The following is a 13,389-nucleotide window of genomic DNA, read 5'->3' as shown; positions in this document are numbered from 1 at the left end:
TCATGTGAGTTGCGTTGACATTGATTGTTTCAGTTTCGTCGCCGGCAGATCAGACGGGATCGAGGGCGAGGCAGTCTTCCGGGCGGAAGGTGATGAACACGCTTTCGCCAGGTCTTAGGCCGTGATGCGCTCCCGGCTGAAGCTTGACCATGAACTCGGCGTTGCCGGCCACATCCAGCACGGCCAGCGCGTGGTCGCCGAGATAGATGGTGTTCTGCACTTTTGCCGGCAGCCGGTTCGGTCCCTCACTGGAATTGCCATTGGGAATTATTGCGACACGCTCCGGCCGCACCGACAGAGAGGTCGATGCGCCCGCGCCTGACACGTTGACCGCCCGTGCGGCGACTGTGCCGCCACCGGCCAGCGCCACGCGGCAATAATCCCTTTCGACGGTTTCCACGGTGCCGGCGAGCACATTGTTCTCGCCGATGAAATGGGCGACGAAGCTGTTCACGGGATGCTCATACAGCGCGTCGGGGCGGTCGATCTGCTGCACGATGCCGTCGTTGAATACGGCGATGCGGTCCGACATCGTGAGCGCTTCGCTCTGGTCGTGGGTGACATAGACGACCGTGATGCCCATCGTCTCGTGCAGCTGCTTGATCTCCAGCTGCATCTGCTCCCGCAGCCGCTTGTCCAGCGCGCCCAGGGGCTCGTCCATCAGCACGAGCTGCGGATTGAACACCAGCGCGCGGGCCAGCGCCACCCGCTGCTGCTGACCGCCGGACAATTGCCCGGGCCGCCGGTGCGCCAAAGTTTCCATCTTGATCATGCGCAGCGCTGCGCTGACGCGCTCTTGCGTTTCCGCCTTGCTCGACTTGCGAACCGATAGCGGGAAGGCGATGTTTTCCGCGATCGTCAGGTGCGGAAACAACGCGTAGTTCTGGAACACCATGCCGATGTCGCGCCTGTGCGGCGGCACGTTCTTGATCGGCCGCTCGCTGAGGTAGATCTCGCCATGGGTCGGCACCTCGAAGCCGGCCAGCATCATCAGCGTGGTCGTCTTGCCCGATCCCGACGGGCCGAGCAGGGTGATGAATTCGCCCTTCCTGATGTCGAGGTCGAGGTTCTTCACCACGAGATGCTCGCCATCATAGGTCTTTTGAATGCCGGAAAAACGCACCAGCGCCGGCGCAGGCGTGACCATGCCGGCTTCCATGTTGTCCTCGCGTTGTCCCCTACAATGCGCGTGCGAGATTAGCATCCTGCAGCGAGAATGCCAGCGGCGCAAGCGACGAGGAATTGTGCGGGTCCGGCGAGTGGCGGGACAACCGCCTCTGACGGGTGGCGGCGCCTGCACGCACGCCTCGTCCTTCGAGACGGCGCTTGCGCGCCTCCTCAGGATGAGGCTCATCGGCGTCCGTGCTCGTTGCAACAGCTGCCGCGCACTCCGCCCTCATCCTGAGGAGCCCGCCCAAGCGGGCGTCTCGAAGGATGGCCGCAGGGAAGAGCTCTCACATGCGCAGGGACGCGCTACATCCCCGACAGCTTCGTCACGAATACGTTCAGCGAGCCGCCGGCTTCGGCGACCACGCGCAGGGTCTTGGAATCGAAGGCGATGTCGGCGAGAGTGAGGCTCTCGATCCTGGCCTCGACCTTGAGGCCGTCCTCGCTCTTCTGGTAGTCGGCGATTGCGGCCGCGATCTTCTCGCGCGCGTTGGCGGCGATCGGCTTCAGATCGAGCGTTGCCCTCTGCAGCAGCGCCTGCTGCATCTGCGGGACGACTGCGCGTGCAGCGGCGCCCAACAGGCCGAACGCGGCCTCGGATTCCACCGCGAGCTGGATGTCGGTGAGCCGCAGCGTCTGTTGCGCCTGGTCGAGCACCGGCCGGCCCCAGATGTGCACATTCGCCTCGGCGCCGAGGCCGAACCAGCTCTTCTTCTCCTTGGCGCGCACCAGAAGCGAGATCAGCAGCTGGTCACCCGACGGGATGACGTTGGCGCTCTTGACGGTGACGTCGACCGGGCCGGAGCCGTCCTCCGGATAGGTGCGGCCGACCATCTGCGCTGCGATCAGCTTGTTGATCTCGGTGAAGGGCACGTCGATCGGCACCCCGATGTTCACGCCGGTGCCGGTCGGCGGCACGATCGAGATCTTGTCGGGGAACGGACAGTCCGGCTTGGTCGGCGTCGAGGTCACGCGTGTCTCGGCTTCGAGGCCGAGCAATAAGGTCACGGCCTGCGCATCGACGCGCGGCTGCGCCGCGATCGCGCGCACCGGCTTCATCTCGAGCCAGAGCGGCGGCAGCGCCGCCGAGGCGCTGGATCCTTGCAGCGGGATCGAGCGGCAGGCCTTGATCCATTGCGCCTTGGCATTCTCGCGCAGGCTGGGATCGTTGCGGATGCGCTCGGAGACGGCGTTGACCTGCTCGCCGACGGTCTTGTCGATCAGCGGCTTGACCTGCGCGGGCACGTTGACCTTGGCGCCGGCGACGTTGAGGTTGGTGTCACCGAGATTGACCTGGGCGCCGAGATTGGGCTCCAGATACCAGGCGGCGGCGAGCTTCGGGCGCGAGGTGACGACGACGTTGCCCTTGATCTCCGCGCTCGCGTTCAGGTTCTTGATGTTGACCGCGCCGATCCGCTTCGCGGCGTCGCCGCCGAGCACGCTGCCAAGCGCATCGCCAAGCGCGCCTGTGGCCTTCGACGACAGAGAGCCGGTCACGTTGAGCTTGCCGGTGAGCGGGGTCGAGATCGTCAGCACGTCCTTGTCGCCGGCTGCCGCCATCGGGCCCCGGGCGGCGGACCAGCCGATATCGGCATTCTCCAGGATCTGCGAGATCGGGTTGTCGGCCTTGCCGGCGAAATTGCGCGGCGCGGCCCTCTCGGCCTGCTCGCGGATCGCCGACAGCGCGATGGCGACCGGCGCGATCACGATGGAGCTCTTCGAGGCCGGCGGCAGCGGCGGCAGCTGTGCGACCGGCGGCGCCGAATTCGTCGCGCGCGGCGCCAGCCAGTCCATCGCCTTCAGGCTGATGAAGAACGACGCCGCGAGCACCGCGACACCGATCAGGATAGTCTTCAGATTCCACGTCAGACGCATCAATCCCCCAAGTCGCCCCGACGGGGATTCTACAGGGCGGGCGAGGAGGGCGCTAGAGCGCACCCGTTGGGTGGAATTGGGGCGAACAGGTTACGGATTGTGAACGCGCCGTCGGCGTGCCGTCACGCCAAGCGCAAGGACTAACGCGCGATGCGATTAGGATGAATCGTCATCGCGCTTTAGGTTGTTGTTTGCGCATGATCTTTTCGGAAAACCGCTTCGCACTTTTCCGGATCGTGCTCTAGCTTTGCCGCGGGCGCCGGACCGCTCTCACCTTGCCGCGATTGCCACCGCCGCAGAAGAAACGGTCACCGCCGTCCGATTCCAGGCCCGACACGATCGTGCCGGCGGGCATGTCGATCTGCTCGATCACTTGTCCCGTTTCCGGATCGATCCGACGCAAATCGCTCTGTTCGTTCTCCCAGGTGCCGTGCCAGAGCTCGCCGTCCACCCAGGTCACCCCGGTCACGAAGCGCTTGCTCTCGATGGTGCGGAGGATCTTGCCCGTTTCGGGATCGATCTGATGGATCTTGCGCTCGCGATATTGTCCGACCCAGAGCGAACCCTCGGCCCAGGCAAGGCCGGAATCGCCGCCGCCGCCGGGCGCCGGAATGGTGCCGAGCACCTTGCCCGAGGCCGCATCGATCTTCTGGATGCGGTCCTCGGCGATCTGGAACAGGTGCCGTCCGTCGAACGCCGTTCCCGCATGCGCGGCGACGTCGATGGAGCGCGCGATCCTGCCGTCGGCCGGATCGAGCGCGTTCAACTTGTCGCCGGAAGCGAACCAGACGCGCGTGCCGTCATAGGTGACGCCATGCACGGCCTCGACGCCTGGAAAGGGTCCATACTCCGTGACGATCTCGGCGGCTGAACGTTTCATGTGCTCGATCCCTCATGCTTGCGCCCATCCTACGTCTTCAGGAGCGGCGTGGGGAGTAACAAGCCTGTCGGGAAACCCGGAACGGGCGGCGTCATCCAGCGGCGCGCCCGTCCGTGTCCGAACGACTGCACCTTGCCCGACCGCGCCAGGTCCTCGAGCGCGCGCTGCACGGTGCGCGGACTGATGCGAAGCGCAAGCGCGAGCGCCGAGCTCGACCATGGCTCGCCGTCGGTAAGAAAGGCGAGGACGGCGGCGTGCTTCTCCTCAACGGGCCGCGCCAGCACGAGGACGTCGCGCGTCTTCCGCGGCGCCAGCACGAAGCCCTGCTTCGTCGCGCTGATATCGGCCAGCGGCGCGAGCTTGCTGCGGAGCCGTCCGATCTCGACGCGCAGGCGCGCGCGGTGCGATTCGTCGGCGTGCCTGGCTTGAAAGGCGCCGGATATCAGCGTCTCGCGCGAGACATCCGCAGGCCATGCCTGGGCCAGGAGACGCGCGAGCGCGAACAGCACGGGACGCGTTCCGAGCGAGACCGCGGCGCCTTGCCTGCGCACGACGTGATGAAAGGTATCCACGACCAGCGCCGTCGAGGTCGCCAGACGTTCGACCTCTCCCAGCAAGAGCGGATGTTCGCTGCCGCGGGCGATCAGGCGCGCTGCCGGCGTGTCGAGGATCAGGCTCGCGCTGTCGACCTCGGCCACGAGCGCCGGAATGTCTGCAAGGCGCGCCGCGTGAGCCGCGCGGCCGAGCGCCGTGCGCGCGTCGTTCGTTCTGAGCCGCCTGATGGCGATGCCGGCGAGCACGAGCTCGCGGACGACCTGCGATGCGGGCGGGAGCATCGCGGGACGGACTTCGGCGAGCGTGCGCTCGGCCTCGTCGAGGCGACCGACCAGAAGCAGGCGGCGCGCCTCGACATGGCCCGCATGGGCGGCATTGACGAGATCGCCGTGCTGTTCGAGCGTCGCGCGTGCCGCGGCGAGCGTCTTCACCGGCCAGTTCAGATCGCGTGAGACCAGCGCGATCTCGGCTTCGGCCACCAGGCATCTTGCGCGTGCCACCGCCTCGCGCGGACCGAAGGCACGCGCGGCGGTGCGCAGCAGCGACTTGGCCTTGGCGAGATCTCCGAGCTGCGCCATCGCGATGCCGCGCAGCGCCAGCGACGGCGCATCGTTGCGCAGCGCGACGCGGTTCAGGGCGCCGAGCGGATCACCGGCCTCTAAGGCGCGCGCAGCGGCAGTGATCAGCGATTCCATGTCAATCCCGCCACACTTGTTACTCCCACCGCGCAACCGCTTGGTGCCAGAAGTCGTTGGCAGGACGTCGAGCAAAAGCTTTGGAGAGTCATGATGACATCAGCAGAAAAGGCAGGAACCAACGGACACACCGCCATGCAGACCCCACCGGTGGTGTCGCCGCAGGACTGGGAGGCGGCCCGTCTGCAGCTGCTCGTGAAGGAGAAGGCGCATACCCGTGCCCGCGACGCCCTGGCGGCCGAGCGGCGCCGCATGCCGTGGATGGCGGTCGACAAAACCTATGCGTTCGAGGGGCCCGGCGGCAAGCTCAGTCTGCACGACCTGTTCCAGGGCCGGCGGCAACTGATCGTCTATCGCGCCTTCTTCGAGCCCGGTGTGTTCGGCTGGCCCGATCACGCCTGCCGCGGCTGCTCCATGGTGGCCGACCAGGTCGCCCATGTCTCGCACTTGAATGCCCGCGACACCACGCTGGTGTTCGCCTCGCGCGCGCCGCAAGCCGACATCGTCAGGCTGAAGCAGCGGATGGGCTGGATCATGCCCTGGGTCACCATCACCGACAGCTTCGATGCCGATTTCGGCGTCGACGAATGGCACGGGACGAATGTGTTCTACCGAGACGGGACACGCATCTTCCGCACCTATTTCGTCAAGAGCCGCGGCGACGAGCAGATGGGTGGGACCTGGAACTATCTCGACATCACCCCGCTCGGCCGCCAGGAGGTGTGGGAGGACTCGCCGAAGGGCTATCCGCAGACCCCGACCTACAAATGGTGGAATTGGCACGACAGCTACACCGAAGGCGCCGCGCCCGACAAGCGATGGGTGGAGATCTCGGACGCCGGCGAGAAAGCCTTCCGCGAGGAGGCCGCGGGAGAGCGGAAATGACCGGTCCGGTCAGCGCGGTCCCCAGCGCCAGTCCCGACGGCGTCGCGGCCGCGCGCCACCTCGCCAGATGGCTGGGGCTGGCGGCCACGCCGACCTTCGCCATCATGGCCGTACTGACGGCTTTGCCCGGGGGTGGGCCCGCGGAGATGCTGTGCGGCGCCGGGCAGGGCTCTCTGCTCGGCGGGATGGTGCCGATGTATCTCTTGATGAGCGCGTTCCACGCCGCGGCGTGGCTGAGGCTGATAGCGGAGTGGCGGGGCGCAGTCAGCCGGTAAGCGCACCGCAATCGCACAGCGGAAAGAGCGCGTTGCGATCTATTGCCCACCCGCCGCTTGCAGATACGCAACCACCTTACCCGCTTCGTCCTTCGAGATGCCGCCATAGGGCTGCATCTTGTGGCCGGACACGACCTCGTCCGGCTTGACCATGAAGCGGGTGAGCTTGTCCTGGTCCCAGGCGAAGCCGGCTTCTTTCATGGACGAGGAGTAATTGTAGTCCGGCAGCGAGCCGGCCTTGCGTCCGACGATCTTGTTGAGATTGGGACCGAGGCGATTGTCGCCTTCCTTCATGGAATGGCAGGTGCGGCAGGAATTGTTGAAAGCCTGCTTGCCGGCGTCGTCAGGCGCGGGTTGCTGCGCGAGCGAGGCGGGCGCGGACACGAGCAGCGTCAGTGCTCCGGCGCCGGCGAGGGCGTGCAGCCATGGGCTTGGCGAGGGTTGCCTTCGTGGTCGCATTTGCGCCTCCATCGGGGATTGCGCCGCAACAGGCGCAACGGGATGTCAGGGCAAACGAAAACGGCCCCGGTGGGTTCCGGGGCCGTTCGCGTTACGTTGTCCTGTCGCTTCAGCGGCTCGCGGCGCCGAGGTCTGCACGGCGCTCGGTCATCGGCAGCACGATCACCTTGGTGCCGACGTTGACGCGGGAATAGAGGTCGGTGACGTCCTCGTTGGTCATGCGGATGCAGCCGGAGGACACGCGCTTGCCGATCGTTTCGGGGGCGTTGGTGCCGTGGATACGGTAGATGGTGCCGCCGAGATACATGGCGCGCGCGCCAAGCGGATTGCCGGGGCCGCCGGCCATGTGGCGCGGCAGATAGGGCTGGCGGGCGATCATTTCCGGCGGCGGCGTCCAGGCCGGCCACTCGGCCTTGCGGCTCACCGACTGGATTCCGGACCAGGTGAAGCCGTCGCGGCCGACGCCGATGCCGTAGCGCAATGCCTGGCCATTGCCGAGCACGTAATAGAGATAGGTGTTGGGCGTATCGATGATGATCGTGCCCGGCGCTTCGCGCGTCGCGTAAGAGACGGTCTGGCGGCGGAAGCGGGCCGGCAGCTCTACCGCGTCCTGATCCTCGGACGGCTCGGTCTGGTAGGTCGGCGCCTGATAGGGCTGATACGTCGGCTGATACGGCTGCAGCGGCTGCGGCGCGGTCATCGGCGGCAGCGGCTGGAAGAACGGGAAGATCTGCACCGGCGCGGCCTTGGCTGCGCCAGCAAATGCGATTGCGGAAACCGCGACGGCACTGAGTGCAACGGCGCGCGAAAACGTCTTGAACGTGTCCAGATTGAACATGTGATCGCCCCTGTTTGCTCGGTGTTTTGCTCACCGCGGCACCGTTGCGGTGCTCCGTTGCCTGAATTCCTAACGGCAAAACGTTTCGGGACATTTGCGCGGAAAACCGAAAACGGTTTCACGGCGGCAAGAATTGTTTCATGACAGTTTCGTGGCCCCGCCGGCTCGTTAACGAACAAAACAGCGCGCCGACACTTCTGTGACGTCACACGCCTGAAATATCCTTCGTTGATGGTCGATGCCTGAGAATCATCAAACTCTCGGGATTTTCCCATGCGGGTATTAATCGCGACGGACGCCTGGCATCCCCAGGTCAACGGTGTGGTCCGCACCCTGACCTCCCTGGCGAATGCGGCCAAGACCCTCGACGTCGAGATCGACTTCCTCACCCCCGACGGCTTTCCGTCCTGGCCGCTGCCGACCTATCGGGGCCTGCGCTTTGCGCTGCCTTCGGCGAAGGAGATCGCGCGGCGGATCGAGAAGGCCGCGCCGGAGGCGCTGCATATCGCGACCGAGGGCCCGATCGGCTGGGCGGCGCGCGCCTATTGCCGCCGCAACCGGCTCGCCTTCACCACCTCCTACACGACGCGCTTTCCGGAATACGTCTCGGTGCGGACCGGCATCCCGGCGGGCCTCGGCTATGCGGTGCTGCGCCACTTCCACGATGCCGCCGCCATGACCATGGTTGCGACGCCCTCGCTGCGGCAGGAGCTGTCCGAGCGCGGCTTCAAGCGGCTCGGCTTCTGGACGCGCGGCGTCGACACCGGGCTGTTTCATCCCGACGCTCCGGCACAGCTCGACCTGCCGCGCCCGATCTTCATGACGATGGGGCGCGTGGCGGTGGAGAAGAATCTCGAAGCGTTCCTCTCGCTCGACCTGCCCGGCACCAAGGTCGTGGTCGGCGACGGCCCGCAGAAGGCGGCGCTGGAGAAGAAATATCCGGACGCAGTCTTCCTCGGCGAGAAGAAGGGGGCGGATCTCACCGCGCATCTCGCCGCGGCCGACGTATTCGTGTTTCCGAGCCTGACCGACACCTTCGGCGTGGTGCAGCTCGAGGCGCTCGCCTGCGGCACGCCGGTTGCGGCGTTTCCGGTCACGGGCCCGAAGGACGTCATTGCCGATCACCCGATCGGCGCGATCGACCACGATCTGCGCACCGCCTGCCTGCGCGCGCTCACGATGTCACGCGAGACCTGCCGCAACTTCGCGCTGGAGCGCTCCTGGGAGAACAGCGCGCGCCAGTTCGTCGGCAACCTCACCTCACTGCAGCCCAGCCGCTCCTTGCGCGCCTCGCCTCGCATGGCGCGGCGGCCGGTGCGCGGCTGACCGTTTATTCGAACCACAGCGAGAACCTCATCGATGGCTAAGATCATGAACCTTGACGGCACCCAGCAGCTCGACCTCACGCGCGGCACGGTCGAGCAGGCCTATGACCGCTGGGCGCCGGTCTACGATCTCGTGTTCGGCGGCGTGTTCGCCAAGGGCCGGCAGGCGGCGATCGCGGCTACCAACAAGATCGGCGGCCGCGTGCTCGAGGTCGGCGTCGGCACCGGCATCTCGCTGCCGCTCTACGCGCCGAACCTGCGCATCTTCGGCACCGACATCTCGGAAGCGATGTTGGACAAGGCGCGCCGCCGCGTGACGGAGCAGAAGCTGAAGAACGTCGAGGGCCTCGCGGTGATGGACGCCGAGAAGCTCGAATTCCCCGATAATTCCTTCGACGTCGTGATGGCGCAATACGTCGTCACCGCCGTGCCGAACCCGGAGAAGGCGCTTGACGAATTCGCCCGCGTGCTGCGTCCGGGCGGCGAATTGATCATCCTCACCCGCGTCAGCGCCGACACCGGCATGCGCCGCTTCATCGAGCAGAAGCTGCAGCCGGTGGTGCGTCCGCTCGGCTTCCGCACCGCCGAGTTCGCCTGGTCGCGCTACGCCAAATGGCTCGCCGGCGCGCACGGCATCGAGCTCGCCGAGCGCCGCTTGATTCCGCCGCTGGGACACTTCTCGCTGGTGCGCTTCCGCAAGGTCGACGTCGCCAAGGCGGCTTGAGCTCACGCGTCGCGTGCGTCATCGCGCCGCTGCACATCGTCACATGGCAAAATGATGATGTCACACGGCCTACATCGAATCTCTGTAAATCCTGAACCCGAAAGCATTTTGGGGATGAGCATGATCAAGAACTATCTCGAGCAGCTGCGGATCCAGCGCTGGGACGACCATCGCTACTATCACCACAGCCGCATCAATCAGAGCCTGCACTTCATCAGCGCGCTGAGCTTCCTCTTCGCCTATGTCTGGCTGTTCATCGATCCCGTCGTCTCCGCGCTGGTCGGCTGGCTGGTGTCGATGACCTCGCGCCAGGCCGGCCATTTCTTCTTCGAGCCGCACACCTACGACCACATCAATCAGGCGACGCACGAGTACAAGGAAGAGATCAAGGTCGGCTACAATCTGCAGCGCAAGGTGGTGCTGATGGCGATCTGGGCGCTGTCGCCGCTGGTGCTGGTCGTCGATCCCACCCTGTTCGGCATCTTCACGCCCTGGCAGAGCGCGACCGACTTCATGCGGCAGGTGGCGAAGATCTGGCTCGTGGTCGGCGGCGGCGGCCTGCTGTTCCGCACCGTGCATCTGTTCTTCATCCGCGACGTCGAGACCGGCCTCGTCTGGATGACCAAGATCGTGACCGATCCCTTCCACGATTTGATGCTCTATCGCGGTGCTCCGCTCGCTTTGATGCGCGGCGAGCTGATGGATCCCGGCCTGCACCTCAATCCCGAGCACACGCTGGGCTTCATCGACGAGCCCGTGCTCGAAGAGCAGCACGCTTGAAGCGCGCGGCGCACGCGACACGCTCCGATGTCTGATGGCTACGTCATGCCCGGCCTTGTGCCGGGCATCCACGTGTTCGGGACTGCGAACGCGGTGCTTCCTTCACCTCTCCCCGCGTGCGGGGAGAGGCCGAATTTGCGCGGAGCGCAAATTCGGGTGAGGGGGGCTATCCGCGGGGGTGCTGCCAGATTGTCGTGCGTCAACGCTCACCGCACGCGCGGAGAGTCCCCCTCACCCCGACCCTCTCCCCGCAAGCGGGGCGAGGGAGAAGGGCGAGCGGTGATCGGGGCCAAGTGTCAGAAAGCCTCAGCGCCCGAAGCGCTTGGCCAGCATCTCTTTCAGGATCTGCCGCTTGATCTGCTTGTTGGTGAGCACGCCATCGTGCCACCAGAAGCCGTCGGCCTTCATCTTCTGCGCGGCGCGGACGAAGCGGTCGGCGACTTCGGTGAAGTCGGCATCGGTGTAGTTGAGGCTGAAGATCAGCCGTCCGGTGCCGACCCAGCTCAACGCCAGGCCTTCGGCGCGCAGGTAATATTGCAGCATCCAATTGTAGCGGGACGGCGTGGTGTATTTCACCGTCCAGATCGAGGAGAAGTTGGCGAAGCGCACCGGCAGGTCGGCATCCTGCATCATCTGGTTGAGCTTCGTCACGCGCCCGTTCCAGGTCTCCTCCAGCCTATCATAGACGGCGCGGAAGTTCGGGCTGGCGAGGCGGCTCAAGAACTCGTCCATCGCCGTCATGACGTAGGGGTGCGAGTTGAAGGTGCCGCGGGCGAAGCAGATGTCGGCGGGGCGGTCGTCGCGGAAGCGGCGCATCAGTTCGCGCTTGCCGCAGACCACGCCGACCGGCAGGCCGCCGGCGAGACTCTTGCCGTAGGTCACCATGTCGGCCTTGACGCCGAAATATTCCTGGGCGCCGCCGGCGGCGAGGCGGAAGCCGACGAACACCTCGTCGAAGATCAGGACGATGCCGCGTTCGCTGCAAACTTCGCGCAGCTTCTTCAGCCATTCGGTGTAGGCCGCGCGATCGAAATGGCCTCCGCGCGAGGAATCGACGAGCGAGGAATCGCCGGGCGCGTTTGCGTTAGGATGCAGCCCCTGCAGCGGGTTGACCAGCACGCAGGCGATGTCCTTGCGCGTGCGCAGGACATGCAGCGTCTTCTCCGACATCTCGGCGAGGGTATAGGTCTCGTGCGCAGGAATGGGATTGCCGACGCCCGGCTGCACGTCGCCCCACCAGCCGTGATAGGCGCCGGCGAAACGAACCAGATGCGTGCGCTTGGTGTGGTAACGCGCCAGCCGCACCGCCTGCATCACGGCTTCGGTGCCGGACATGTGGAACGAGACTTCGTCGAGGCCGGAGATTTGGCAGAGCCGCTGCACATTCTCGAGGATGACGGGATGGTAGGGCCCGAGCACGGGTCCAAGCGCGTGCGCGCGCTTCTCGGCGCCCTCGATGCACTCCTTGTAGAAGTCGTTGCCGAAGATGTTGACGCCGTAGGAGCCCGTGAGGTCGTAAGCGGTGTTGCCGTCGACGTCGGTGACGGTGACGCCGCGCGAAGATTCCATGAAGGTCGACGTGCCCAGATGCTCGCGGACGAGACGCGAGAACTGGAACGGCACGCGGTAGCTTTCGGTGAAGTTCAGGTCGGAGATCGTCTCCGCCGCTTCCTTCGTCATCGCGCGACCCCGGGGGTAGCGCTCGGCGTAAAGCCTGGCGAGACGGAAAAAGGCGTCCTTGCGTTGCGCTGCGATGTTCGCCGGCGCGCCGTCGCAGGCGAAGTATTGATCACCCTCGAACTCGTAGAACGGCAGCAGCCGCGCCACCCGACGCGACATCTTCGAGTGCCCGGCGAGCGAGCGGTGCTTGGCGCGGGACAGTTCGACCCGCGCCTTGATCTTCGAGAGGACGGCGGCAGCGGACGCTGCGGCGGCCACGGACATCGAGAGAATCGGGAGTGTCGTTTCCATGACAACAAGCGCTAAACCTGTGAGCTGACAGATTCATGACAGTCAAAGCCCTCATCGCCTCGTTCACCCAGCAGGAAGACCTCAACTTCCTGTTGACCAACCGCATCCCCCGCGCGGCCCTCACTCGTTTCATGGGCTGGTTCTCCAAGATCGAGAATCCCCTGGTGAGGGACTTCTCGATCGCGCTGTGGAAGCTGTTCTCCGATCTCGATCTGTCGGAGGCGCGCAAGACGCAGTTCAGGAGTCTGCACGACTGCTTCACCCGGGAGTTGAAGCCGGGCCTGAGGCCGTTCGATTCTGATCCGGCCGTGGTGGCGAGCCCCTCGGACGGCATCGTCGGCGCTCACGGAAAAATCGCTGACACCGAGCTGTTCCAGGTCAAGGGCGCGCCCTATTCGCTGCTCGATCTCGTCGGCGATTCCGCGCTGGTCGAGCAGCACCGCAACGGCTCCTTCGTCACGCTGCGGCTGACCTCGAGCATGTATCACCGCTTCCATGCGCCTTATGACGCGCATATCGAGCGGGTCACGCTGATCCACGGCGATGTCTGGAACGTCAACCCGATCGCGCTCAAGCGCGTCGAGCGCCTGTTCTGCAAGAACGAGCGCGCGGTGATCCGCACGCATTTGTCGACCGGCGAAGCCGTGACGCTGGTCCCGGTGGCGGCGATCCTGGTCGCGAGCATCCGCCTGCACTTTCTCGACATGGTGCTGAACGCGCAGACCCGCGGCCCGGTCAATTTTCCCTGCGACGTCAACGTGAGCAAAGGCGAGGAGCTCGGCTGGTTCGAGCACGGCTCGACCATCATCATCCTCGCGCCCGGCGATTTCTCGTTCTGCGACGGCATTGCCGAAGGCACGCGCATTCACGCCGGTCAAGCGGTGCTCAGAAGAAAGTAGCCTTCAATCCGCCGTCCCCGCCGCCTATATCGTCGGGCGGGGACGATTCGGTTCATACGGA

13 protein-coding genes are annotated in these 13,389 nt (G+C 65.6%); 6 read left to right on the top strand and 7 right to left on the bottom strand.

Annotation, left to right across the window (positions count from 1 at the left end; translation table 11 throughout):
* Positions 1-49: 49 nt before the first annotated feature.
* The 4 genes from I6F28_RS01330 to I6F28_RS01315 form a co-directional block, all read right to left on the bottom strand.
* On the bottom strand, positions 50-1,159 hold the full coding sequence (locus I6F28_RS01330) for an ABC transporter ATP-binding protein (RefSeq protein ID WP_225128368.1): 1,110 nt from the start codon (positions 1,157-1,159) through the stop codon (positions 50-52).
* Positions 1,160-1,473: 314 nt separating this feature from the next.
* The gene (locus I6F28_RS01325; RefSeq protein ID WP_225128367.1) at positions 1,474-3,042 is read right to left on the bottom strand and encodes a DUF4403 family protein; all 1,569 of its coding nucleotides are present in this window, start codon (positions 3,040-3,042) and stop codon (positions 1,474-1,476) included.
* 241 nt (positions 3,043-3,283) lie between these two features.
* Positions 3,284-3,922, bottom strand: coding sequence for a Vgb family protein (locus I6F28_RS01320; protein WP_057026952.1), 639 nt, complete (start codon positions 3,920-3,922; stop codon positions 3,284-3,286).
* 29 nt (positions 3,923-3,951) lie between these two features.
* Positions 3,952-5,172: a helix-turn-helix domain-containing protein gene (locus I6F28_RS01315; protein ID WP_225128366.1), complete on the bottom strand. Its 1,221-nt coding sequence runs from the start codon at positions 5,170-5,172 to the stop codon at positions 3,952-3,954.
* Between the two features lie 90 nt (positions 5,173-5,262).
* Between I6F28_RS01315 and I6F28_RS01310 the strand changes: the two genes are divergently transcribed.
* Together I6F28_RS01310 and I6F28_RS01305 are read left to right on the top strand one after the other, a co-directional pair.
* Positions 5,263-6,057, top strand: coding sequence for a DUF899 domain-containing protein (locus tag I6F28_RS01310; protein WP_225128364.1), 795 nt, complete (start codon positions 5,263-5,265; stop codon positions 6,055-6,057).
* The gene (locus I6F28_RS01305; RefSeq protein WP_109144694.1) at positions 6,054-6,332 is read left to right on the top strand and encodes a hypothetical protein; all 279 of its coding nucleotides are present in this window, start codon (positions 6,054-6,056) and stop codon (positions 6,330-6,332) included. The genes I6F28_RS01310 and I6F28_RS01305 overlap by 4 nt, the downstream gene beginning before the upstream one ends.
* Positions 6,333-6,371: 39 nt before the next feature.
* Here the strand turns inward: I6F28_RS01305 and I6F28_RS01300 are convergent, their stop codons facing one another.
* A complete protein-coding gene (locus tag I6F28_RS01300; RefSeq protein ID WP_036003413.1) occupies positions 6,372-6,803 on the bottom strand; it encodes a c-type cytochrome in 432 nt (143 codons plus the stop codon).
* 97 nt (positions 6,804-6,900) lie between these two features.
* A complete protein-coding gene (locus I6F28_RS01295; protein WP_225139100.1) occupies positions 6,901-7,629 on the bottom strand; it encodes a L,D-transpeptidase in 729 nt (242 codons plus the stop codon).
* A gap of 273 nt (positions 7,630-7,902) precedes the next feature.
* Here I6F28_RS01295 and I6F28_RS01290 point away from each other — a divergent pair, with 273 nt between their 5' ends.
* From I6F28_RS01290 to I6F28_RS01280, 3 genes are all read left to right on the top strand, one after another.
* Entirely contained in the window at positions 7,903-8,955 is a 1,053-nt protein-coding gene (locus I6F28_RS01290; RefSeq protein WP_225139099.1) for a glycosyltransferase family 4 protein, read from the top strand.
* Between the two features lie 33 nt (positions 8,956-8,988).
* Positions 8,989-9,678, top strand: coding sequence for a class I SAM-dependent methyltransferase (locus I6F28_RS01285; protein WP_036003432.1), 690 nt, complete (start codon positions 8,989-8,991; stop codon positions 9,676-9,678).
* A 120-nt stretch (positions 9,679-9,798) separates the two neighbouring features.
* Positions 9,799-10,458: a hypothetical protein gene (locus I6F28_RS01280; RefSeq protein ID WP_225139451.1), complete on the top strand. Its 660-nt coding sequence runs from the start codon at positions 9,799-9,801 to the stop codon at positions 10,456-10,458.
* Positions 10,459-10,764: 306 nt separating this feature from the next.
* Here I6F28_RS01280 and I6F28_RS01275 read toward each other — a convergent pair whose 3' ends face one another.
* Positions 10,765-12,429: an aminotransferase class III-fold pyridoxal phosphate-dependent enzyme gene (locus I6F28_RS01275; RefSeq protein WP_225139098.1), complete on the bottom strand. Its 1,665-nt coding sequence runs from the start codon at positions 12,427-12,429 to the stop codon at positions 10,765-10,767.
* 35 nt (positions 12,430-12,464) lie between these two features.
* Between I6F28_RS01275 and asd the strand changes: the two genes are divergently transcribed.
* The gene (gene asd, locus I6F28_RS01270; RefSeq protein ID WP_225139097.1) at positions 12,465-13,328 is read left to right on the top strand and encodes an archaetidylserine decarboxylase; all 864 of its coding nucleotides are present in this window, start codon (positions 12,465-12,467) and stop codon (positions 13,326-13,328) included.
* Positions 13,329-13,389: the final 61 nt, after the last annotated feature.

This window comes from Bradyrhizobium sp. NBAIM14 (assembly GCF_020193895.1).
GTDB classification, from domain to species: Bacteria; Pseudomonadota; Alphaproteobacteria; order Rhizobiales; family Xanthobacteraceae; genus Bradyrhizobium; species Bradyrhizobium yuanmingense.
Note: the sequence above shows the minus strand (reverse complement) of the source record. Positions and strands in the feature narration are given on the sequence as shown.

Excerpts from the sequence above, each read along its gene's own strand:
- I6F28_RS01330 (WP_225128368.1), bottom strand. The coding sequence starts at position 1,159 with ATGGAAGCCGGCATGGTCACGCCTGCGCCGGCGCTGGTGCGTTTTTCC.
- I6F28_RS01325 (WP_225128367.1), bottom strand. The coding sequence starts at position 3,042 with ATGCGTCTGACGTGGAATCTGAAGACTATCCTGATCGGTGTCGCGGTG.
- I6F28_RS01320 (WP_057026952.1), bottom strand. The coding sequence starts at position 3,922 with ATGAAACGTTCAGCCGCCGAGATCGTCACGGAGTATGGACCCTTTCCA.
- I6F28_RS01315 (WP_225128366.1), bottom strand. The coding sequence starts at position 5,172 with ATGGAATCGCTGATCACTGCCGCTGCGCGCGCCTTAGAGGCCGGTGAT.
- I6F28_RS01310 (WP_225128364.1), top strand. The coding sequence starts at position 5,263 with ATGATGACATCAGCAGAAAAGGCAGGAACCAACGGACACACCGCCATG.
- I6F28_RS01305 (WP_109144694.1), top strand. The coding sequence starts at position 6,054 with ATGACCGGTCCGGTCAGCGCGGTCCCCAGCGCCAGTCCCGACGGCGTC.
- I6F28_RS01300 (WP_036003413.1), bottom strand. The coding sequence starts at position 6,803 with ATGGAGGCGCAAATGCGACCACGAAGGCAACCCTCGCCAAGCCCATGG.
- I6F28_RS01295 (WP_225139100.1), bottom strand. The coding sequence starts at position 7,629 with ATGTTCAATCTGGACACGTTCAAGACGTTTTCGCGCGCCGTTGCACTC.
- I6F28_RS01290 (WP_225139099.1), top strand. The coding sequence starts at position 7,903 with ATGCGGGTATTAATCGCGACGGACGCCTGGCATCCCCAGGTCAACGGT.
- I6F28_RS01285 (WP_036003432.1), top strand. The coding sequence starts at position 8,989 with ATGGCTAAGATCATGAACCTTGACGGCACCCAGCAGCTCGACCTCACG.
- I6F28_RS01280 (WP_225139451.1), top strand. The coding sequence starts at position 9,799 with ATGATCAAGAACTATCTCGAGCAGCTGCGGATCCAGCGCTGGGACGAC.
- I6F28_RS01275 (WP_225139098.1), bottom strand. The coding sequence starts at position 12,429 with ATGGAAACGACACTCCCGATTCTCTCGATGTCCGTGGCCGCCGCAGCG.
- asd (WP_225139097.1), top strand. The coding sequence starts at position 12,465 with ATGACAGTCAAAGCCCTCATCGCCTCGTTCACCCAGCAGGAAGACCTC.